The organism is Neobacillus sp. K501 (genome assembly GCF_053749995.1).
This window is the reverse complement of record NZ_JBSLYA010000012.1, coordinates 73050-94506: the sequence shown is the minus strand read 5'-3', so window position 1 is coordinate 94506 and position 21457 is coordinate 73050. Positions and strand designations below refer to the sequence as shown.

Sequence of the window (21457 nt, the reverse complement as noted above, 5' to 3'; positions counted from 1 at the left end):
TAATCAACATCTTTTGAATACAAAGTTTATTTAAAAGCCATCGCTGCTTTTACAGCCTTTTTCCAACCAGAGTACAGGGCATCACGGTTCTCTTCTGTGATTTGTGGTTTAAATTCGCGATCCACGGCCCATTGCTTGGAAATTTCCTCTTGGCTTTCCCAGAAACCAACCGCAAGTCCCGCTAAATAAGCAGCTCCGAGAGCCGTTGTTTCATTCACAATTGGTCTTTCAACCGGTACATTTAATAAGTCGCTTTGGAATTCCATTAAGAAATTATTTTTCACAGCGCCGCCATCGACACGTAGCTGCTTTAATTCGATTCCAGAATCGGCTTCCATTGCGGATAGAACATCTTTTGTTTGATAGGCAAGTGATTCCAGTGTTGCCCGAACAAAATGTTCTTTTGAAGTTCCACGTGTTAATCCAAATACAGCACCGCGCACATCGCTATCCCAATAAGGTGTGCCTAATCCGACAAAGGCTGGAACAACATAAACTCCATCTGTAGAGGCAACCTTTGTCGCATAATCCTCACTGTCCTTGGCATCTTTTAGCATCCTTAATCCGTCACGTAGCCATTGGATGGCTGAACCTGCAACAAAAATACTTCCTTCCAGTGCATATTCCACTTTATCATCGATTCCCCATGCGATTGTTGTTAATAGACCATGGTCGGATTGTACAGCCTTTTCGCCTGTATTCATCAGCATAAAGCAACCTGTACCATACGTATTTTTCGCCATTCCCTCATTAAAACATGCCTGACCAAACAAGGCAGCCTGCTGATCGCCGGCAACCCCAGCGATGGGAATTTCTTTTCCGAAGAAGTGGTAATCCACCGTGTGCGCATATACTTCGGAAGAAGGACGTACGTCTGGTAGCATGGACGCCGGTACGCCCAAGATTTCTAATAATTCTTCGTCCCACTTTAGGTCGTAAATATTGAACATAAGAGTCCTAGAAGCGTTGGAATAATCGGTCACATGGGCTCTTCCTCCAGAAAGCTTCCAAATGAGCCAAGTATCAATCGTCCCAAACAATAATTTACCCTGCTCCGCTTTTTCACGCGCACCTTCGACATGATCCAATATCCATTTCACTTTTGTTCCGGAAAAATAAGCATCGATTAATAATCCTGTTTTATTACGGAATAGATCATTATAGCCTTTTTCCTTTAATTCATCACATATTGCACTTGTTTGTCTTGATTGCCAAACGATAGCATGGTATACAGGAAGACCTGTTTCCTTATCCCATACCACAGCAGTTTCGCGCTGATTGGTGATACCAACCCCGGCAATTTGATCCGGTTTAATATTGGACTCAGAAAGAACACTCGCAATAACTGAAAGGATAGATCCCCAAATCTCATTCGCATCATGCTCGACCCAGCCTGGTTTCGGGAAATGCTGCGTAAATTCTTTCTGTGCGGTATGGACGATTTCGCCAGCTTTATTAAAAAGAATTGCTCGTGAACTTGTTGTCCCTTGATCCAGTGATAAAATATATTTCTCCATTTTGACTCCCCCAAATTGATAGATTATTTATTATTATGCGGCTTGACTGGCATTATTTAAAGAACTAGATTGCTTTTTAGTTACGGCTAGTGCAAGTAATAGAATAATGGCATTGATTCCTAAAACGATCCATAGGGATTGTGTAACTTCTCCTTGAAAAACAGCTTTATAGAATACAGCACCAAGGCTGCCTCCCATTAATGGTCCAACGACAGGGATCCATGCATAACTCCAGTTGGAGCCGCCTTTCCCGTGAATCGGGAGTAGGAAATGAGCAATCCGCGGACCGAGGTCACGAGCTGGATTAATCGCGTAGCCGGTTGTACCGCCTAATGACATCCCAATCACGACGATAAGTAAACCAACGACAACAGGATTTAATCCATCTGTAAACTTATTAGCACCGATAAATAATAGACCAAGGACAAGAATGAAAGTACCAAATAACTCACTAATAACATTTGAAAAAGTATGAGGAATTGCCGGGCTTGTCGCGAATACCCCAAGCTTTGTTCCTGGATCATCGGTCTCTTTCCAATGTGGTAGATAATGCAGGTAGACTAAAGCTGCACCAATAATAGCGCCAATCATCTGAGCCGTAATATAACCAGGCACCTCAGACCAAGCAAAGTCTCCATTTATTGCTAAAGCCACCGTTACAGCCGGATTCAAGTGAGCCCCACTTACCGAACCTACTGCAAAAACAGCCATTGTAACGGCAAGACCCCAAGCAAGCGTGATTACAATCCATCCAGCATTATTAGAGTAAGAATTCTTCAGTGAAGATCCTGCTCCAATCCCTGCACCAAACACGATTAGAATCATCGTTCCAATCAATTCTCCAACAAATGGTGTCATTTTTTTCTCCCCTTTTTTAAAAATATTTTTGTTGCTGTTTGAAACATTTGCCGAAAAAAAAGAGATCCACAGCAGAATAGCCCATAGTTGGGTATCTGTGTGAATCTCCTTATCTCCGTCACAAAATATTAACTTGTTAAATTGAGTATAGTAAGTTATGAAAACGGTGTCAATGGATTTTTCAGATTTTTATAGTATTTATTTTTATTATCTTATTAATAGTTTTTTTCGAATCGATTCCAAAGCTCTCGTTTGGATGTCGTGATTGCCGTTGCACCTGCTTCCAACGCAGCATGGACGTCTTCTTCCGTCCGAATTAAACCTCCTGCAAAAATAGGAATATGCACTCTCTCTTTAATCTCGGCAATCATTTTTGGCATCGCACCAGGAAGGACCTCGAGGTAATCGGGTTGAGTTTTTTGAATGAGCTTAAAGCTTTTTTCGATCGCATGACTATCAATGAGGAACATTCTTTGGACCGCGATTACTCCTTTTTGCTTTGCCTTTTGGATCACGCTGCTCTTTGTCGAGATCAATCCAAATGGCTTAAATTCCTGGCAAATATATTCTGTTGCAAATTCATCATTTTTGATTCCATGGATTAAATCGACATGATAAATCATTTTCTTGCCATGCTGCTTCGCCATTTCATTAATATGTTTGAGCTGGGCAATATGCATGTCCAAGAATACCCCCGTTTCATAGGAGCTTTTTAAAAACCGCTCAAATTCCTTCATATTCGCCGATGCTGGTAAAATTTTTTGCTCTATCATCACTTTACCCCTTTATAAGCTTTTCCCCTATCATAAATAGAAAAATAGTTTTATACAATACGAATGAAACAATTAGATGGAAATTTACTGTAAATGATTAACCGAATGAGAGAAGGGGAATGAGGCTGTGAACGCGAATAGATTTAGAGAGTATGAAACTTTTTGGAGGAGATTTCATTGGGTTATGTGGAAGATTTGCGAGAATTAATCGGAACCAGGCCTGTGATTTTAGTTGGTTCTGTTGTGGTAGTTATCGATGAAGCGGGGAAGATCCTTTTACAAAAAAGACCTGAGGGTGTCTGGGGACTTCCAGGCGGACTGCTAGAATTAGGCGAGTCTGCCGAAGACGCAGGAAGAAGGGAAGTATGGGAGGAAACTGGTGTTGAGATTGGCGAGCTTCAGTTAGTAGAGGTGTTTTCGGGTAAGCAGTACTTTCGAAAGCTGGCAAATGGAGATGAGTTCTATCCCGTTACAATTGCCTATCTTTCGAGGGATATTAAAAGCTGCGAGATTAAAATTGATGGAGTAGAAACGATTGACGCGGGATTCTTTGATGTACGGGAACTGCCTGTCAATACGAGTCCATTAATCAAGAGGATGATTGGGCAATTTTTAAATAGCTGAGGTGCCTGATGGGGTGGATTTTATAATTGAAAATTCACATCAAACAAAAGAAGTACAGCTAGCTTTAATGCCTAGCTGTGCTCCTTTACGAGTTATATTCCTGATTTTTCCCTATACGTTATAATTTTTGAGTAAATTGGTTTAGTTTCTTTGCCATTTCTTGAATTTCCTCTATAAAGGTAGAGACGATTTTCACGGAATCTGCCTGTTCCAGTCCAATTGTGGCGATTTTACTTAATGAGGAATTGATTGATTCTGTTGCATTTTTGATTTGTTCCATTGTCTGAGTGATGGTTTTCGTTGATTCCATTGTATCATTTGATAGCTTCCGGATTTCTTTAGCGACTACATCAAATCCCCGGCCTTTTTCCCCTGCTCTTGCTGCTTCAATTGCAGCATTTAGACCAAGTAAATTTGTCTGGTTCGCAACGTGTTCAATAATCGAAAGAACTTCAGTTGACTTGTTGACATTCTCTCCAGCTTGTTGGGATTGGGCTAATAGCATTTGGGCAAAGTCCGCTAAAGAATTTGATCCACTTTCAATACTGCTTATTTTTTCTGATGCCTGAGAAAGAGATTCTAAAATCTGATCGGCAATCAATCTAAGTTCCGTTTGTCTCGGCAACTGGACAGCGATCCCACCGATGACCTTTCCATTTTGATCATGTAATGGAGCTGCTGTTCCTGTAAACTCCACACCATAGAAATCTGCGGGAACCTCGGCACGGAGCAATTTATTTTCCTTCAGCGCAACCGAAAGCGGCTCTTCAGGATTTAAAGATTGACCCTTTTCAATGTTGAGATTAATGCTTTTTCCGGGAAAATAAGCAATGAACTTTTCTATGTCACATATCCCAATTGATAGATCCGCGGGTATTGCCGCCTTCAATACTGGAATGACTGAAATAAAGCTGTCTAAAGAGTTTATTTTGTTGAACACTTGAATTTCACTCCGTTTCATAAAAAAGGAGGCATGAGAACCGCCGCCATAGTAAAAGGACCTTCAATCTTGCTCTTTTTAATGTATCAAAGAGGCCCTCAAAGTATTAATACCATTTTCCAAATATCCTTTTAGGCAGGTTAGCATATAGACCCAGCCGCCTTTTTGCCCCACTAGCTTGTCCACTAAATCAGGATCGTCTTCGTTAAATCCTGATTCGATGATTCCAATCTCGGTACCCGCTTCTTCCAGCGTACTCAAAGTAATGGTAACAGTCGTTTCTTCCCCTTCTTCCCCCCAGGAGAACACGATTTTCTTATTTTCTTCGACTTCCAATACAGTTATTAATACCTCTGCATTGTACTCAGCATATCTCCAAGTAATTTTTTTCCTTTGTTCGATCCGTCCGGTTCCTGATGAAAACCAATAGTTCGCCATCTTATCAGGGTCCGCAATGGCTTCGAACACCTCATTTGCGGGTTTAAGTATTTTAAATTTCGTCGTTATTTCCATACTAAATCTACCCTTTCTAGGTCCTATTTGTTTAAACTTACTTCAAAATTTTTAACAAATATAGCATTTCCGGATACTTCTATATCATAATCAGCTTTATTTTTTGTTATACCTACTAGAACCCGGCCGTCTTTGCCTATTTCCTGACCTTGCTCGACCATAAGCTCAAGAGTTTTTTCAAAATCACTGTTGATGTATTTAGCGTAATAGGCGCCCATTACTCCGGAGGCGGTTCCCGTTACTGGATCCTCGATGGTACCAGAATAAGGCGAGGAAAAGTGGCGACCATGCATATGCGCTTCGAGATCATAGGTTTCTAGGCAGAAGGGATGTATCGAAGCTTTCGGCATTTCTTTTACAATGGCAGGAAAGCTCCGATTACGAGGCTTCATTTTTTCAAAGGCAGCAAGAGTTTTAATAGGCAGCAGTAATGTCCAGATCCCGGTGCTTCCATAAAGAATCGGAAACCGTTCATCAATATCTTCAGAAGTTAATCCAATGGAGGAAGTTAAGTCTTCTATGGATCCGTTAAATTCAGCAAACTTTGGGGATGCCTGTTTCATTGTAATTTGATTTTCTGATAGTTTTATTGGTAAGATTCCAGCGAGTGTTTCAATCGATAATGTCTGCTTGTCCTCTAGTAATCCCTTTGCTTTTAAGGCATAAATGGCAGCCATTGTACCGTGGCCGCACAAGTTCATTTCGTGTCCTGGTGTAAAATAACGGATTCGAAGGTCAGCAACATCCGATTTTACTAGAAAAGCTGTTTCATTAAAGCCTGCTTTAAAGGCTATTTCTTGCATTTCCTTTTCAGAAAGTTCATCTCCGTTAAAAACAACCCCAGCCGGATTGCCTTTATTTGGTTGTTGGCTAAAGGCATCATAATGATAAACCGTTACTGATTTCACTCCTCATTCCCCCTTGTATCCTTTGCATTTTATTTTACAATAAATGAACCCGAAAATCGTTTCCTAGACCATAAGAGCAAGATTGAGGACGAATGCTTTAACTTTTCAGGATAAAATAAGCTGTACCTGGATTTACAACTAGTTATAAACTTAAGTAAAGTGGAAGGGGGAGTTAACGTGGAAAATATTAAATTTTCGTTTGAAGAGATGTGGGAAAAAATCATGGCCTGTGACAAAACATATGATGGTTTATTTTACACGGCCGTGAAAACAACTAAAATATACTGCCGTCCTTCCTGTAGATCTAGAAAACCGAAGAAAATGAATGTTGATTTCTATTTTGATATCCATGAAGTTGAAAAAGCCGGTTATCGTGCTTGCAAGAGATGCCAGCCGGAAGTGGAGCATTCCCCGCACACCGGACTTGTAAGAAATGTCACAACGTATATACTGAAATCTTATAAACACAGGCTGACATTACAGGACATCGCTAATGGTGTTGGATTGAGCCCGTTTCACCTTGAACGGATTTTTAAACAGGAAACATTGGAAACTCCACGTTCTTATTTGGAAAAAATAAGAGTCGATAAAGCGGCCCATCTCCTTAAAAGCACAAATCTGACGAACCTTGAGATTTGCTTTGAAGTTGGGTTCCAGAGTCCATCTAATTTTTATAAAGTGTTTCGGCGTGTGACAAATTCTTCCCCAAGTGAATATAGGAGGATTTTTGGTAATGAATTGGATTGATTACGAAACATATCTGGAAATTCTCCCGTCAGTAGAATTCAATTTTGAAGAATGTTTACGTTTTTTGGGCAGATCCGACCAGGAAGTACTGCATCGAATAAGTGATAACCATTTATATAAATTAATAAAAACGAAGCAAGAATTAGTACTATGTAAAATAGGGTGGGGACGGGATTCGATTCGTGTGAACTTCCCCATTAATCCCCCTTCTAAAGAATGCCGTGAAGATGTGGCTACCTATATCGATGAATATTTCGACCTAAACCAAGATTTACGTGGTTTTTATGAAATGGCACGGCAAGATAAAATATTGCGTCCTTTAGTCGATAAATATAATGGATTAAGAATCCTGTGTATGCCCGATTTATTTGAAGCTCTTTCCTGGGCGATTATGGGCCAGCAAATCAATTTAACATTTGCTTACACCTTAAAAAAACGCTTTATTGAAAAGTTTGGTGAAGGTGTCACGTTTGAGGGTGAAACCTACTGGTTATTCCCTACCTTTGAAAAAATCGCCACAATCGATGTGGAAGAGTTAAGGGAACTACAATTTACAGCGAGGAAGGCAGAATATATTATTGGCGTGGCAAAAGAAATGGCTAATGGTAATTTAAATAAAGATACTTTACTACAACAAGATTATCAGCAAGTAAAGAAGACTTTAATGGCTATAAGAGGAATAGGGGCATGGACAGCAGATTATGTGATGATGAAATGCATGGGCTTTTCTTGCGCATTTCCAATTGCGGATGTTGGCCTTCATAATGCGCTAAAGCAACAATTGGGATTAGCGCGGAAACCGACAGTTGAGGAAATTAGTCAAATAGCAGAGAAGTGGCAAGGCTGGGAGGCATATGCAACGTTTTATCTATGGAGGTCTTTATATGAGTGAACTACATAAATTAGATTACGATTCCCCGATTGGAGTAATCGAAATCATTGGGACGGATAGTGCAATCTGTTCAATTTTGTTTTCTGAACAGGACACACCGCTAAATTTTAAGAACGATGATACACCAAAGATTTTGGCGGATTGCTATGAGCAGCTGGATGAATATTTCAAAGGGAAGCGACACGAGTTTTCCTTCCCATATGTGGTGGAAGGAACTGATTTTCAAAAAAGCGTTTGGAACGCGTTAACAACGATTCCCTATGGTTTAACAGGTTCCTATAAAGATATTGCTGTTTCGATTGGGAACGAAAAGGCGATCAGGGCGGTGGGCAGTGCAAACGGGAAGAACAAGATAAGTATCGTCATTCCTTGCCACCGAATTATCGGTTCAAATGGGACACTCACAGGTTATGCAGGAGGTTTATGGAGGAAGGAATGGCTCCTGAATCATGAAAAATCATTCAAAAAATCTTGATAAATATAAAGCCCAAGACAATTAATAAATTGCTTGGGCTTTAATGCATTTACTCCGGTTTAGACGTTCTGCAGTGCCCGAACGACGACATAATTACAAAATGCGGTAACTCCAGACGCTCCAGTGCCCGACCCGTGCAATCAATTAGACTTTAGGGGGATTTCCTTCACTAAGTATTCAAGTTTTACGAAGATAACTTATTTTACCGCCTTGCTTACTTTTAATCTTTTACCTTTAATCGTGGCATTCTCCATCGCTTGTAAGACTAAAGAGCCTTTTCCATTTAGAATATCAACATAAGATAAATGATCTAAGATGGTTATGATGCCAATATCATCTGCCGTAACTCCTGGAATTTTCGCGATCGTTCCAACAAAATCAACCGCGCGTAACTTTTTCTTTTTACCCCCGCTGAAATGGAGTTTCGTGATTCCCTGGTTGATTCTGGCTGTTTTATTATTTCTAACCACTCTACGACCACCGATTTTTTCGTCGAAATCGGCTTTGCTGCCCGCTACTTCTAACTGGCTAGGAGCATCCATTCGTTCGATCTCAAAGCCGATGTACCTTTCGATCGCTTTAAGGAATTTCCCCTCATAAGTTGTTGCAAACGTAATTGCTTTTCCTTGATTACCGGCTCGTCCCGTTCTTCCTGTACGATGGACATAGCTCTCCTTTTCCATTGGAACATCGTAGTTGATCACAAGAGTGACATTATCAATATCAATTCCTCGCGCAGCGACATCCGTTGCCACGAGATAGCGGAAATTTCCCATCTTGAAACCATCCATAACAGCAAATCGGTCTTGTTGTTCTAATCCTCCATGGAGCCTTTCACAGGAATAATTCAATCCTTCCAATTCTGCATATACCGTCTCAACCCTTTCTTTTGTATTGCAAAAAATAAGGCAGCTGTCTGGGTTTTCAACGACAGTCACGTCATTAAGCAGTGAAAGTTTGTTTTCTTCGTTCACTTCGATTAAACGATGGTCAATTGTATCCGTCATGACACTGGTCGATTCAATCTCAATATTAATCGGATTGTTCATATATCTATGACAGAGATTTTCAACATCTTTCGGCAAGGTAGCTGAAAATACCATCGTAACTCGATTGAGGGGAAGTTCGTTTATGATCGCTTCGACTTCATCAACAAATCCCATGTTCAGCATTTCATCCGCTTCGTCAATAATGAGGTACTTTATTTGCTCTAAATCAAGGGTTCCTCTTTCAATATGGTCTTTAACGCGTCCAGGAGTCCCAACAACGACATGTGTTTTTTGTTTCAATTCTTCTTTTTGTTTAGAAAAAGGTTCTTTTCCATATACGGCCATCGCTTTGATCCTTTTGAAGCGGCCGATATTGGTCACATCCTCACGAACTTGAACAGCAAGCTCTCTCGTGGGAGTTAGAATTAATGCCTGTGGCTTTTTTTCCTCCCAATGGATCATTTCACAAATGGGGATTGCGAATGCTGCTGTTTTGCCGCTGCCGGTTTGCGATTTCACGACAAGATCTTGATTCTCCACAGCCATTGGAATGACGGCTCTTTGCACTTCTGTGGGAGTATCGTATTTTAACACAGCCAGTGATTTCTTTATTTCCTCACTTAATGGAAAGTCATCAAAACTTTGTTTACTCATGTATTTACCTCGATTTTTGTATTATCCAATTTACTATAGGATTTCTCTTAAAGAAATATCATATGCAAAAGCGGAATACTGTCCATTATACTCGATTGCAGCCGGCAAAGGGTTTTTTTGAAAAATAAAGGCCGACATACATGACATTTATCATGTCCCACACATGACACCTGCTACTTACGGGAATTTTTGATTACCCCTATACTTGGTTTAACGACACAAATTGAAGGGAAATCAAATTTAATGTCATTACAACAAAACACGAAAAATTTACGCAAACAAGTCGCTCCTTTTGAACAAGCCACAACAAAGGAAAGTATCTGGCAGATCATTAACACACTCGTGCCGTTTATCGGGTTATGGTACCTTGCCTATGTAAGCCTTTCCGTTTCCTATTGGTTAGCCTTAGTTCCGATGATCCTCGCAGCAGGATTTTTAGTTCGTATGTTTATTATTTTTCATGATTGTACCCATCACTCCTTTTTTAAAAACCGCCGTGTGAATCGAATTGTCGGGACGGTTATGGGGATATTCACCTTATTTCCCTTTGATCAATGGGGCCATGAGCATTCGGTGCATCACGCAACAAGTGGTAACTTGGATAAGCGGGGAACGGGAGATATTTGGACACTTACGGTCGATGAATACTTAGCAGCACCGCTTAAGCTACGTTTAGCTTATCGTTTTTATAGAAATCCAATTGTAATGTTTGGATTAGGACCGATTTATGTTTTCCTTTTGAAAAATAGATTTAACCGAAAAGGTGCAAGACAAAAAGAACGTAATAACACATATTTAACCAATATTCTAATTGTGGCCTTAGTAGCACTAATGTGCTTGGCCGTGGGTTGGCAGTCATTTTTACTTGTTCAAGGTACGATTTTCATGATTTCAGGTGCAGCAGGAATTTGGTTGTTTTATGTGCAGCATACGTTTGAAGATTCCTACTTTGAAGAAGACAAAGAGTGGGAATATGTGAAAGCAGCGGTGGAGGGCAGTTCTTTTTATAAGCTTCCAAAAGTAATGCAGTGGCTCACAGGAAACATCGGTTTCCATCATGTGCACCATTTAAGCCCAAGAGTTCCAAACTATAAGCTTGAAGAAGCTCACAATCAGACAGATCCTTTAAAAAATGTTCCAACGATTACGCTTGCGACAAGCTTGAAATCACTTCGCTTCCGCCTTTGGGATGAGGATAAGAAGAATTTTGTCAGCTTTAAAGAAGTGAAATCTGCAAAAAAACGAATTTCTGTTCAAGTCAAACCAGAATTATAAATTGATCATGAATGGCAGACTCCCGATCATGAACGGGAGTCTCTGCTTTTATAGCGCAGCCAGATAAGGAGAAAACAAAATGATTCGAATTGTCATTGCTGAGGATCAGGAATTGCTGCTAGGGGCTATTGGCTCCCTTCTCAATTTGGAAGACGATATGGAAGTGGTTGGGCTGGCGTGTAATGGCAAAGAGGCCATTCAGCATGTGCAGCAATTAGAGCCGGATGTTTGTATCATGGATATAGAAATGCCTGAAATGAGCGGACTTGAGGCGGCAGAAGAGTTGCGATTGTTTGGATGTAAGGTCATTATTTTAACCACATTTGCAAGGACTGGTTACTTTAAGCGGGCAATAAAAGCGGATGTAAGAGGGTATTTGTTGAAGGATAGTCCCAGTGAGGAACTAGCCTGCTCGATTCGTAGCATCATGGAGGGTAAGCGGATTTATTCCACGGAACTGATGGATGACGATGGCCAAACTGCTGATGAACAAGCGCTGGGGGAAGATTCAATTCATCAGCAAAAAAACGCAATGGGGCCTGTTAGAAAATATATCTCAACGATAATGGATAAAATCAAAGTCCCAACAGGATAAAAGCTAAAAGCACTGTTTAACAAGAAAGTTGTTAACAGTGCTTTTTTGTGCTCTAAACATTCATATATTTACCTTTTTGGGGGATAGTATGATGGATGTGTTTTTTGAGGAGGGTGTTGGAATGGAAGATAAAACAAAGATACCGTTAACGGCAGCGGAAATGTCGACATTATGGATGCAATATATTAATGATACCCTAGCTGTTTGTATGAACCGTTATTTCTTAGAAAAAGTAGAAGATGAAGAAATCCGGCAGATTATTGAATGGACCTTGAATGTCGCCAGAGAGAATATTTCTATTATGCAAGAGTTGTTTAACAAGGATAAATTCCCGATACCGATGGGATTTACAGAACAAGACGTGAATCCTCAAGCCCCAAAACTTTTTTCAGATAGCTTTTCCTTAGCCTATTTACAACAAATGTCCATATTGGCTATGGCTGCTAACGTTGCAGCATTAGGATTGGGCACTCGGCAAGATATCGTTGAGTTTCATAAGCGAGTATTGACTAAAGCAGTTGAGTTACAGGACAAGACTCGTACTCTTGCATTAAAACAAGGGACCTACATAAAATCTCCTTATATTTCCACCCCAGACAAGGTGGACTTTGTGGAGGACCAGCATTTTTTAGCAGGATTCATAGGAAAAAAACGTGCCCTTACTTCCATCGAAATTACTCATTTATTTTTAAATGTTCAAACCAATGCGATTGGGAAAGCGTTAATAACAGGATTTGCCCAAGTCGCACAAAATGAAGAAGTAAAACAATTTTTATTAAGAGGGAAAAAGCTTTCGCAAAAATATATCGATACATTTGGTGATTTATTAATCAAGGAGGATTTACCCGCACCGATGAGTTGGGACTCAGCGGTCTCAGATTCAACCGTAAGTGTCTTTTCAGATAAATTAATGATGTTTCATGTATCGGCAATGGTTGCTGCTGGGATAGGAAACTTTGGAACCGCATTAGCTGCCAGCCCAAGAAGAGATTTAGGAGTGAAGTATGCGTCACTGATCCCAGAGATTGCCTTGTATGCAGAAGACGGGGCCAATATTATGATTCGGCACGGATGGTTGGAGGAGCCGCCACAAGCAGATGACCGTGACCAATTAATAAATAAATAGCGAACAGTGACAGGCACTGTTCGCCTTATATCAGGTTGGTTAAGACGGAAATTCGCCATCTTGCAATTCAGCAATGCTCAAGCCAAAATCCATTTCTAGATGGGGGTAGTCTTTAAATTTGGCCCAATCTCCGCCCCATTTAAATCCTAATTCTTTTGCAATCGTGACAACTTCTTTCCAATCTGATTTTCCATTGCCATTTCCATCATATTGCATGTCCCAAATGACATCTTCAGATGAGGTCCTAAGAGCAAAATCAATCGCAAGTCCATAATTATGATAGGATTCTCCACCTTTTGCGTGGGTAACGATATTTCCATCCGTTGTCCGACCTTGCTCATATAAACGGTTCTGATCCTCCACACTTCGAAAATCATCGGTAATAACAACGACGATCCCTTTATCTGCAGCTTGCTGGATTAATTGTTCGCTTCGTTCCTTCACCAACGGATGGAGCTCGGTTGGGGGTGAAACAGCTTGAGTTGTCTTCAATTCAGGAGTGGGTTTCGATTCCGAATAAAACCGATAAATAAATAGAATGATAAAAAATAGAAGTAAAAGTCGAAAAAATATACGTGGTTTTCGTTTCAGCCTCAAAACTCTTTATCCCTTTCATCACTAGTATTTTTATATTATATATGACGAAAAGGTAGATTAATAGTTTCAGGAAATAATTCACAGGTACTTTATAAACTATGTGCTTGGTTTCGTATAGAAATATGGTATGATTTCATTTGTGAATAATTAAACAATAAGCCCATTAATATAGATAAGATTGGACGCAACAGGAGGACTGCCTAGAATGACAACAGGAATTTTTACTGGTGTAGGTGGAGTAGAATTATTTTTTCGCATAATCAAGCCTTTACGAGCACCAAAAGCAGTAGTCATTGTTATACACGGACATGGTGATCACAGTGGGGGTATGAAGAACATTACCGAAAGTTTGGTAAAAAGTGAATATATGGTTTATGCCTTCGATCTGCGTGGGCATGGAAATAGCAGTGGAAAAAGGGGATATATTAAGACCTGGGATGAATTCAGGGGTGATTTGCACCGATTACGAAGAATGGTGTCGGAAAATCATCCTAACCTGCCATTGTATATTGTCGGACATAGTATTGGCGGTCTCATCACCCTTGATTATTCGTTGGATTATCATGAGGGACTTTCGGGGATTATCGCGATTTCTCCAGCGATATCCTATGAGGTAACAAGGTTTGAGAAGATAGGGATTACCTTAATGGGGAAGCTTATGCCCGATTACAGTATTGATAAGAAACAAATGAACTGGAAAAAATCAAACAATTACGCGAAATTCTATGCGGATGGGTTAAGACATAATACGATTACACCTGGATTAGGACGCAGCTTGATTCATACGATTTCACGAGTATTAAAAGAGGCAGAGTCGATTAAACTGCCAATTCTATTACAATGTGGTTTGGATGATAAGATTACACCGCCAGCTAAGCTGAGTCAGTTTTTTAACGAGGTTGCTTCCAGTGATAAACAGATGTATGAGTATTCTTTCATGAAGCACCGTCCATTTGATGAAACAGGGAAGGAAAAGTTCTTAGAAGAAATGGTCGGTTGGCTGGATGATCAGGTTGAAAAAATATCAGGTACGCTCCGGGTAAAAGATATTTTATGATAAAATGGAACTTTTTTAGGAAGTTCCGTTACTGAGGAGAAATAAACTTAAGAGATTAGCATACCTAATATATAAAAAAGGTATGCTTTTTTCGTTTATAACGAATGGATTGCAATAAACATTCCTATTAAATATCCTTGTTAATTTATCTAACATAGTTGATTTCGAAAAATATTCACATGTTATAATGCAAATTATAAATATCATAGTTTCTTAATATACTTTAGGAGAGGTTATGAAAATGGACATTAAGGTAGCTGAAGAAGCAGACTTGCCAATAGTTTATAAGCTTATGTTAGAGGCGTTTGAAGAATATCGATTCCTTGATGTTCCAACAAGTGCAATCAATGAATCGTTAGAGGCATTGCAATCTGCTGTTAAAAGTAATTCTGAGAAGGCTCTATTATGTTTGATAAATGGGGATCCACTGGGTTCATGTAGATTTACCATGAAAGAGGATAGTTTATATTTTTCAAGAGTATCTGTGGTACCCGAAGCGAGAGGAAAAGGAATAGCAACAGCGATGTTATTGTGGCTTGAAAAATATGCTTGTGACAATCTTAGAGGGAAAATGGAATGTCGTGTTCGAGCTGAACTGCCCAAAAATATTAGTCTGTACGAGTCCCTAGGTTATTTTGTTGGGAAAGAGGAAGTTGTGACCAATCCTAATGGATTTTTAGTAAAAACAGTTGTAATGGAAAAAAATATAGGTTTACTGAACAGTTCAAGTGTAAGGAATACCTGAGTAAAATATATAGGTTGTTAAAAGTATTAAATGAATTAATTAGACATAGTAAACATAACCATTCTTCCTGCAATCCAAAACTAGTGTATTTACTACGCTAGTTTTTTTATACAACTGGCGAGGTTTATTCTTAAGAGAACTGTCTGCTAAAAATGCAGTCTATTTCATATTCGGCAGGGCATTTTAATTCAATTAAAATTAAGGTATTAACTAAGTCAAGAAATTAAATTAAATAAGTGTACATTAGTGAAAAAATATAAAAAAAACAAATTATAGTTTTACAAGGTGGGGCAACAACCACAAAAATATGCCCGGGGGTTAAAATATATGAAACAATTGGGGACGCTATACTTTTTCTGTGGGAAAATGGGAGCAGGAAAATCAACTAAATCAAAACAATTGGCTATAGATAAACATGCGGTACTGTTGTCGGAGGATGAATGGCTTTCATCTCTTTATCCCAATCAGATCACATCATTTGAGGACTATCTAAAATTCTCAGCACAGCTCAAGCCGTTGGTGAAAAAGCATGTCCAAAACATTTTAAGTGTCGGTACAGATGTAGTGATGGATTTTCCAGCTAACACTCAAAAACTGCGAAAGTGGTTTTTGGATATGGCGTCAGAGGTCAATGCAAACCATCAACTAATTTTCCTTAATTTAAATAACGAGCAATGCTTACGTCAAATTGCACAAAGGCGTAACGAACAACCCGAAAGAGCAGCTTTTGACACGGAAGCGGTGTTTATTCATGTTACTAAATTTTTTGAAGCACCAGAAGCATCCGAGAGTTTAAATATTTTAGAGTTTAGTGGAAAAGAATAATCGTCTACAACGGGTAATTTAACCTTCATAATACGAAACGAGTGCTTTATTCAATAAGATATTAACAATAAATGTAAACACTTAGGAGTTCCTTAATTGCTCCTAAGTGTTTTTATATGTTTATGAACGTTATCCCACTTTTACATGGAAGTAGTGGCAGAGATTTTTGTGTTTGCCACATTCTCTTTTTTTCCATGAAGGAAATAGTAAAGGACCGTTGTTAATAAAACGAATACCCCAAGAATGATGTACAAGGTATGGTAGCCGGTGAGTGGAATGACAAATCCTAGCAGATAAGGACCAAAGCCAAGTCCTGCATCTAAAAAGATAAAGAAGGTGGAGGTGGCTAATCCCATGCGAGACACTGGTGTTAATTTGATTGCAATTGCCTGTGTGACAGATTGCATATTCCCAAAGCCAAGACCGATGAGGACTCCAGCAAGTAAAAAGGAGAAGCTATTGCTGGCTTGACTCAAGAGCAGCATTCCAGCTGCGAAAAGGATAAACGCAGGATACATAATAAAATTGGCACCTTTTATGTCCAGTAAGCGGCCAGTAAACGGACGGGAAACTAGAACGGCTGCAGCATAAACGATAAAGAAGAAGCTTGCTGCCTGAACAAGATCGATTTCTATCGCATAGAAATTGATAAAGGATAGGACGCTAGAATAACAGAAAGCAACAGCGAGAGTAATCAAGGCAATCGGAAGTGCCTTTGGCTCAAGAAAACTCGAAAGCTTGAAGCTTTTTGTATCCTCAATTGAGGCGGTGTACTCCAATTTAGGAACATAGACAAATAATCCTGTAATGAAACAAATAATGCCTAAAACGAGGCAAAAGCTAAAGATCATTTGGAAAGTGGTATGCTGACTCATATATAGCCCGATGAATGGTCCAATGGCTGTTGATAGTGTAGAACTCATGCTAAAGTAGCCAATCCCTTCGCCTCTTCTTGCTTTCGGAATGATCTGAGCTACAATGGTTCCGGATGCCGTACTTGCCATTCCTAAGGTAACTCCATGGATAAACCGGGTAAGAAGAAGAAAACCGATGCCTAAATGGACAAAATATAAGGAGGTCGTCAAGGTAAAAAGAATCAACCCAATCACCAATGTTCGTTTCCGGCCAATGGAGTTGATGGTCCGACCAATGAACAGACGTCCGAAAAGCGTCCCAATAATGAAAATGCCTGTTACAAGTCCAGCTTGGCTGGTCGATGCCTGATATTCATCGACTGCATAAACCGCAATCGTGACCATTAATAAATAAAAAATGAGCGTTAAGATAAAATTGACGGAAGAAACGACGATAAAATCCTTCGTCCATAATTTGTTTGATGCTGTTTGTTTCATTGATGTCTACCCCTTATTTGATAAGATTATTGCGAATTTCAGACATGATTTGGATTGCTTGAAGCTGCTCCGTTTCGGGTATCCCTTTTAAAATTCCCTCTTCATATTGATCGATGGTTACCCGAACCTCGTTATAGACCTTTCTCCCCAGTTCTGTAAGCTGCATCCTTTTTTCACGCTTGTCTTTACTTGGGACTTTTTCGACAAATCCAAAATCCTCTAATTGATTAATCGTTCTGGTGATGGTCGGCTTTTCTACGCTCTGATAATTGGAGAGTTCAACAAGGGTGGCAGTGCCAAAGTTGAACAGGTAGTACATAATAGTCCATTGTGCTCGCTGAATATTGTGCTCACTAAGTAGCACAACCAGCTTATTTTCAAATGGACGGTACAGCATTAAAAGTTGATGGAAAAATCTTTGAGAAGTCTTGATACAAACACACCGCCTTAATAATAGTTACCATCGATAACTATTTTATAGTAACAAAGGCTAGTGTGTCCTGTCTAGGAAAGCGGTTTTGAAGTGTATGTCAAAATTCTACATCTAGTGGAATGGATGGAATGTTTTAAAATATTTTTCTACATTAAATTACAATTTCATTACAAATCCGACGATTTTATTGTTTTTGGTCCATTTGAATTATAAACTAGGAATATATTAGTAATTGAAAATCCACGATAGATTACTAGAGGAGATAATAGAATGATAAAAAAATTAATTAAATATACAGTAGCAGCTACGGTACTAGCTACAATGATTCAAGTAACACCTGCATTTGCAGATCCAGTGACTCAAGGACAAATAGATGCAACAAAAGGACAAATCAATGACTTTGAAAGTAAGATTCAACAATTAGATAATCGAATTAGCGTATCAATGGAGAAAAGTCAAAAGTTAAACGAAGAAATTGCACAGCAACAAGGGAAAATTGTCGAAACTCAAGCTGAAATTGAAAACGCTAAAATTTCCCTAGCTAATCATAAAGAGGTCTATTCAGAGCGTCTTAAAAGTATTCAATTAAAGGGAAATACATCGGTAGTTACATATGCAGAGCTTCTTATTTCTTCTACTAGCGTTTCTGAATTCTTTAACCGAGCTACTGCCATCTCAAAAATTATTGAGAGTGACACAGACTTACTAAACGGTTTAAAAGAAAAAGAACAAGCATTAAAAAATGCTGAGGAACAATTACATAACCAAGTTAACCAATTAAAAGCGAGCCAAGTGGCATTAGCCGCTGAGCAAAAACAAATTGAAGAAGATAAAAGTCAAGTTGAAACTGCGTTAGCTGATGCGCAAAATACATTGCAAAGTCAAGAAAATCAATTACAAGCACAACAAGAGGCTGAACGTCAGGCACAATTAGCCCAACAGTTTGCTGCGCAAGAAGCTCAACGGGCGCAGCAAACTGTAGCTGTTAGCAACACTCCGTCAGCATCAAACACAGCACCAAGTGCACCAAGTGCGCCGAGTATCACTGACTCAGCAACTGCAGCTGCCGTTATTGCCAACGCAAAACAATATTTAGGTGTACCTTATGTTTGGGGCGGTTCAACGCCTAGCGGATTTGATTGTTCAGGATTTGTTTCCTATGTTTATCGTTCTGTTGGCATTAGCCTTCCAAGGACATCATCATCTCAACAAAATGTTGGTACAAGAATCTCTCCTTCTCAAGTTCAACCTGGAGATTTAGTATTCAATGGTTCACCTGCATACCATGTTGGTATTTACATTGGCGGTGGACAATATATCCATGCACCGCAAACCGGTGATGTGGTAAAAATTGCACCTTACAATCCTTCTAGATTTTCTAGTGCTGCTAGAATCTTAAATTAAGGATTTCTGAACATATCTATAGTATAGCTCAATCTATTATGGGATTGAGCTATTTTTATTTTCATCGTATCGTAATAGTTATATAATTTTTTGCTAAAATTGTATATGCTTCCATAATCATCCTATAATAGAGAGGAAAGATGACAAAGTTTTCTGTTATTATAGGAGGTTATTATGGGGAGATTAGTTCATTTTGAAATTCATGTAAGTGATATGGAGCGAGCGAAGAAGTTTTATGGTGATGTATTCGGATGGTCATTTCAAGATTGGAGTGAATTTGCGGGTATGCCGTATTTTGGAGCAGTGACCGGTGATGAAAATGAACTTGGAATCAATGGTGCTTTAATGCAGCGGCAAGGTGCTGCGCCAGAACCAAACCAGGCATTGAATGGATTTGCTTGTACAATGGGCGTAGAAGATTACGATTCCACAGAAGCCAAAATACTTGAGTTTGGCGGCCAGGTGGCCATGCCGAAGTATGCTCTGCCTGGTATGGCATGGCAAGGATACTATATTGATACTGAGGGCAATATTTTTGGGATTCATCAACCTGATGAAAATGCGAAGTAAGCTCCGTGATAGGTGAAAGAAATATGAAATTACAAGGCACAGCAGATATGCTTGAAAAGTTGCGCACGATTTGTCTTGCAATGCCTGAGGCTGTTGAAGTTATCGACGGTTTCGGCCACAATACGTTTAAAGTAAATGGAAAATCATTTGTGATTTCCGGTGAAGGCGAGAAAGGATTCAGCTTGTCGTTCAAGTCAGATCGCGAAACACAAGCTTTATTGCTGCAGAAGGAGTACTTTTACAAAACCCCTTATATTGGGCAGCACGGCTGGGTATCGATTCTAAATCCTGCTGAGGAGAACTGGGACGAATTGAAGGATCTCATTCAAGAAGCCTATTTACGTGCGGCACCGAAGCGTTTGGTGAAGACTTGGAATGGAAAACATCAAATTTGAAGAAAGGCGGAATGCCTTTCTTTTTTTTTTGTATAGCTGTAACGATTATATAGATACGTGATACTGTGATAAAGAGGTTGTCACATTTATGACACTAATTGGGGCATATTTTTATAAAATCTGGTCATAAAATTTATTAATCGAGCATAAAATAATATATTTGAGCATAAACGTTTTAAACTGTGTCATAAATCCTAATTAGTATAAAGAGACTACCTTCATGCTATTGGAATGTAGTCTTTTTATTACCGATAAAACATCTTAAGCTGGTTGAAAGATGATTTTCATGCCCCTTTTTGCTTTTTTACCTATTAGTATCTTCTTGCAAATTTCTAGGTGCAAACCAACCAATAAGGGCAATAGCGACTAATACCCCATAAAATATCAGTGTCCAAGTTGTTCCGTGTGGAAAATCGTGATCTAAGACACCAATGTCTTCATGGGCAAGGGTAATAACAGCCAGTTTTACACCAACCCAGGCCACAATCGCATAAGCAGTAGTTTCCAATGCAGGGCGCTTTGAAAGAAGCTGTACAAACCAGGTAGCCGCAAACTTAATCAAAATAAGTCCCGCAATCCCTCCAAGTACAACAACAATAAACTGTCCTCCATCCATACCGCCGAAATCCCCAAGCGGTGAATCGGGAAGGCCGAGGGCAAGAGCAACCGCAGCTAGAATGGAATCAATCGCAAACGCGAGGTCCGCTAAGGCAATTTTTCCTACTGTTGGCCAGAAACCTTTCCCTTTGGCTTCCTTTTCATCGTCCTTGTGAATGTTCTTATTGTCTTTTCCAAATCGTGCTTGAATGATGTGCTTCAAACCTAGGTAAAGAAGGTAAGCTGCACCAATTGCCTGAATCTGCCAAACGTTAGCGATAAATGAAATAGCAAACAGTGCCAAAAATCGGAACGCGAACGCCATAATGATTCCGTAATTAATCGCTCTTTTTTTCTGGTCTTCGGGTAAATGCTTGGCAATAACTGCTAGGACAAGGGCGTTGTCTGCTGATAACAATCCTTCTAAGCCAATTAGAATTAACAATGCCCAAGCATACTCCAGCCATAGTGAGTCCATCCACTTCACACCTTTCAAAAAAATTCTACTTCTTATAGATTTTCCCATAAAACGGTAGGTAATCCTAGAAATAAGGTATTTAGAAAAACTACCCTTTTTCATAAAAATAGAAACCCTT

The 21457-nt window shown here is 39.5% G+C and carries 24 protein-coding genes; 13 read left to right on the top strand and 11 right to left on the bottom strand.

The features are described from left to right. Nucleotides 1-26 precede the first annotated feature (26 nt). From glpK to ACWM35_RS22045, 3 genes are all read right to left on the bottom strand, one after another. A complete protein-coding gene (gene glpK / locus ACWM35_RS22055; protein ID WP_454821055.1) occupies nucleotides 27-1517 on the bottom strand; it encodes a glycerol kinase GlpK in 1491 nt (496 codons plus the stop codon). A 33-nt stretch (nucleotides 1518-1550) separates the two neighbouring features. Continuing rightward, on the bottom strand, nucleotides 1551-2375 hold the full coding sequence (locus ACWM35_RS22050) for an MIP/aquaporin family protein (RefSeq protein WP_454821054.1): 825 nt from the start codon (nucleotides 2373-2375) through the stop codon (nucleotides 1551-1553). Between the two features lie 215 nt (nucleotides 2376-2590). Beyond that, the gene (locus ACWM35_RS22045) at nucleotides 2591-3148 is read right to left on the bottom strand and encodes a glycerol-3-phosphate responsive antiterminator (RefSeq protein ID WP_454821053.1); all 558 of its coding nucleotides are present in this window, start codon (nucleotides 3146-3148) and stop codon (nucleotides 2591-2593) included. 177 nt (nucleotides 3149-3325) lie between these two features. Here ACWM35_RS22045 and ACWM35_RS22040 point away from each other — a divergent pair, with 177 nt between their 5' ends. Continuing rightward, entirely contained in the window at nucleotides 3326-3772 is a 447-nt protein-coding gene (locus ACWM35_RS22040; RefSeq protein WP_454821052.1) for an NUDIX domain-containing protein, read from the top strand. Between the two features lie 118 nt (nucleotides 3773-3890). On the opposite strand, the gene ACWM35_RS22035 is transcribed toward ACWM35_RS22040, so the two are convergent. The 3 genes from ACWM35_RS22035 to ACWM35_RS22025 form a co-directional block, all read right to left on the bottom strand. Next, on the bottom strand, nucleotides 3891-4712 hold the full coding sequence (locus ACWM35_RS22035) for a methyl-accepting chemotaxis protein (RefSeq protein ID WP_454821051.1): 822 nt from the start codon (nucleotides 4710-4712) through the stop codon (nucleotides 3891-3893). A gap of 78 nt (nucleotides 4713-4790) precedes the next feature. Continuing rightward, the gene (locus ACWM35_RS22030; protein WP_454821050.1) at nucleotides 4791-5225 is read right to left on the bottom strand and encodes an SRPBCC family protein; all 435 of its coding nucleotides are present in this window, start codon (nucleotides 5223-5225) and stop codon (nucleotides 4791-4793) included. A gap of 23 nt (nucleotides 5226-5248) precedes the next feature. Continuing rightward, nucleotides 5249-6133 (bottom strand): PhzF family phenazine biosynthesis isomerase, encoded by an 885-nt coding sequence (locus ACWM35_RS22025; RefSeq protein ID WP_454821049.1) that lies wholly within the window; start codon nucleotides 6131-6133, stop codon nucleotides 5249-5251. A 207-nt stretch (nucleotides 6134-6340) separates the two neighbouring features. On the opposite strand from ACWM35_RS22025, the gene ACWM35_RS22020 reads away from it, so the two are divergent. From ACWM35_RS22020 to ACWM35_RS22010, 3 genes are read left to right on the top strand one after another with little or no spacing between them, the layout of a single operon-like run. Next, nucleotides 6341-6880 (top strand): bifunctional transcriptional activator/DNA repair enzyme AdaA, encoded by a 540-nt coding sequence (locus ACWM35_RS22020; RefSeq protein ID WP_454821067.1) that lies wholly within the window; start codon nucleotides 6341-6343, stop codon nucleotides 6878-6880. Next, complete coding sequence (locus tag ACWM35_RS22015; protein ID WP_454821048.1) at nucleotides 6867-7772, top strand: DNA-3-methyladenine glycosylase family protein; 906 nt, start codon at nucleotides 6867-6869, stop codon at nucleotides 7770-7772. Before ACWM35_RS22020 ends, ACWM35_RS22015 begins: the two co-directional genes overlap by 14 nt. Continuing rightward, complete coding sequence (locus ACWM35_RS22010; protein WP_454821047.1) at nucleotides 7765-8247, top strand: methylated-DNA--[protein]-cysteine S-methyltransferase; 483 nt, start codon at nucleotides 7765-7767, stop codon at nucleotides 8245-8247. Before ACWM35_RS22015 ends, ACWM35_RS22010 begins: the two co-directional genes overlap by 8 nt. 197 nt (nucleotides 8248-8444) lie before the next feature. On the opposite strand, the gene ACWM35_RS22005 is transcribed toward ACWM35_RS22010, so the two are convergent. After that, complete coding sequence (locus ACWM35_RS22005; protein ID WP_454821046.1) at nucleotides 8445-9890, bottom strand: DEAD/DEAH box helicase; 1446 nt, start codon at nucleotides 9888-9890, stop codon at nucleotides 8445-8447. 243 nt (nucleotides 9891-10133) lie between these two features. On the opposite strand from ACWM35_RS22005, the gene ACWM35_RS22000 reads away from it, so the two are divergent. From ACWM35_RS22000 to ACWM35_RS21990, 3 genes are all read left to right on the top strand, one after another. Next, nucleotides 10134-11165 carry a fatty acid desaturase gene (locus ACWM35_RS22000; protein ID WP_454821045.1) on the top strand — a complete coding sequence of 344 codons (1032 nt, stop codon included), beginning with the start codon at nucleotides 10134-10136 and terminating at the stop codon, nucleotides 11163-11165. Between the two features lie 79 nt (nucleotides 11166-11244). Then, the gene (locus tag ACWM35_RS21995; RefSeq protein WP_454821044.1) at nucleotides 11245-11760 is read left to right on the top strand and encodes a response regulator; all 516 of its coding nucleotides are present in this window, start codon (nucleotides 11245-11247) and stop codon (nucleotides 11758-11760) included. A 121-nt stretch (nucleotides 11761-11881) separates the two neighbouring features. Next, nucleotides 11882-12886 carry a DUF3231 family protein gene (locus ACWM35_RS21990; RefSeq protein ID WP_454821043.1) on the top strand — a complete coding sequence of 335 codons (1005 nt, stop codon included), beginning with the start codon at nucleotides 11882-11884 and terminating at the stop codon, nucleotides 12884-12886. Nucleotides 12887-12925: 39 nt separating this feature from the next. Here the strand turns inward: ACWM35_RS21990 and ACWM35_RS21985 are convergent, their stop codons facing one another. After that, nucleotides 12926-13483 (bottom strand): M15 family metallopeptidase, encoded by a 558-nt coding sequence (locus tag ACWM35_RS21985; RefSeq protein WP_454821042.1) that lies wholly within the window; start codon nucleotides 13481-13483, stop codon nucleotides 12926-12928. 205 nt (nucleotides 13484-13688) lie between these two features. On the opposite strand from ACWM35_RS21985, the gene ACWM35_RS21980 reads away from it, so the two are divergent. The 3 genes from ACWM35_RS21980 (at nucleotide 13689) to ACWM35_RS21970 (ending at nucleotide 16110) form a co-directional block, all read left to right on the top strand. Then, nucleotides 13689-14540, top strand: coding sequence for an alpha/beta hydrolase (locus tag ACWM35_RS21980; protein WP_454821041.1), 852 nt, complete (start codon nucleotides 13689-13691; stop codon nucleotides 14538-14540). Between the two features lie 241 nt (nucleotides 14541-14781). Beyond that, nucleotides 14782-15285 (top strand): N-acetyltransferase family protein, encoded by a 504-nt coding sequence (locus ACWM35_RS21975; RefSeq protein WP_454821040.1) that lies wholly within the window; start codon nucleotides 14782-14784, stop codon nucleotides 15283-15285. A gap of 327 nt (nucleotides 15286-15612) precedes the next feature. Next, nucleotides 15613-16110 carry an AAA family ATPase gene (locus ACWM35_RS21970; protein ID WP_454821039.1) on the top strand — a complete coding sequence of 166 codons (498 nt, stop codon included), beginning with the start codon at nucleotides 15613-15615 and terminating at the stop codon, nucleotides 16108-16110. A 140-nt stretch (nucleotides 16111-16250) separates the two neighbouring features. Here ACWM35_RS21970 and ACWM35_RS21965 read toward each other — a convergent pair whose 3' ends face one another. After that, entirely contained in the window at nucleotides 16251-17462 is a 1212-nt protein-coding gene (locus ACWM35_RS21965) for an MFS transporter (RefSeq protein ID WP_454821038.1), read from the bottom strand. 13 nt (nucleotides 17463-17475) lie between these two features. Further along, complete coding sequence (locus tag ACWM35_RS21960; RefSeq protein ID WP_454821037.1) at nucleotides 17476-17781, bottom strand: MarR family winged helix-turn-helix transcriptional regulator; 306 nt, start codon at nucleotides 17779-17781, stop codon at nucleotides 17476-17478. 384 nt (nucleotides 17782-18165) lie between these two features. On the opposite strand from ACWM35_RS21960, the gene ACWM35_RS21955 reads away from it, so the two are divergent. The 3 genes from ACWM35_RS21955 to ACWM35_RS21945 all read left to right on the top strand — a co-directional run bounded on the left by ACWM35_RS21955 (nucleotide 18166) and on the right by ACWM35_RS21945 (nucleotide 20264). Beyond that, nucleotides 18166-19299, top strand: a complete 1134-nt coding sequence (locus tag ACWM35_RS21955; RefSeq protein ID WP_454821036.1) for a C40 family peptidase — start codon at nucleotides 18166-18168, stop codon at nucleotides 19297-19299. A gap of 174 nt (nucleotides 19300-19473) precedes the next feature. Continuing rightward, the gene (locus tag ACWM35_RS21950) at nucleotides 19474-19869 is read left to right on the top strand and encodes a VOC family protein (RefSeq protein ID WP_454821035.1); all 396 of its coding nucleotides are present in this window, start codon (nucleotides 19474-19476) and stop codon (nucleotides 19867-19869) included. 23 nt (nucleotides 19870-19892) lie between these two features. Beyond that, a complete protein-coding gene (locus ACWM35_RS21945; protein ID WP_454821034.1) occupies nucleotides 19893-20264 on the top strand; it encodes an MmcQ/YjbR family DNA-binding protein in 372 nt (123 codons plus the stop codon). A gap of 304 nt (nucleotides 20265-20568) precedes the next feature. Here the strand turns inward: ACWM35_RS21945 and ACWM35_RS21940 are convergent, their stop codons facing one another. After that, the gene (locus ACWM35_RS21940; RefSeq protein ID WP_454821033.1) at nucleotides 20569-21339 is read right to left on the bottom strand and encodes a TerC family protein; all 771 of its coding nucleotides are present in this window, start codon (nucleotides 21337-21339) and stop codon (nucleotides 20569-20571) included. Nucleotides 21340-21457: the final 118 nt, after the last annotated feature.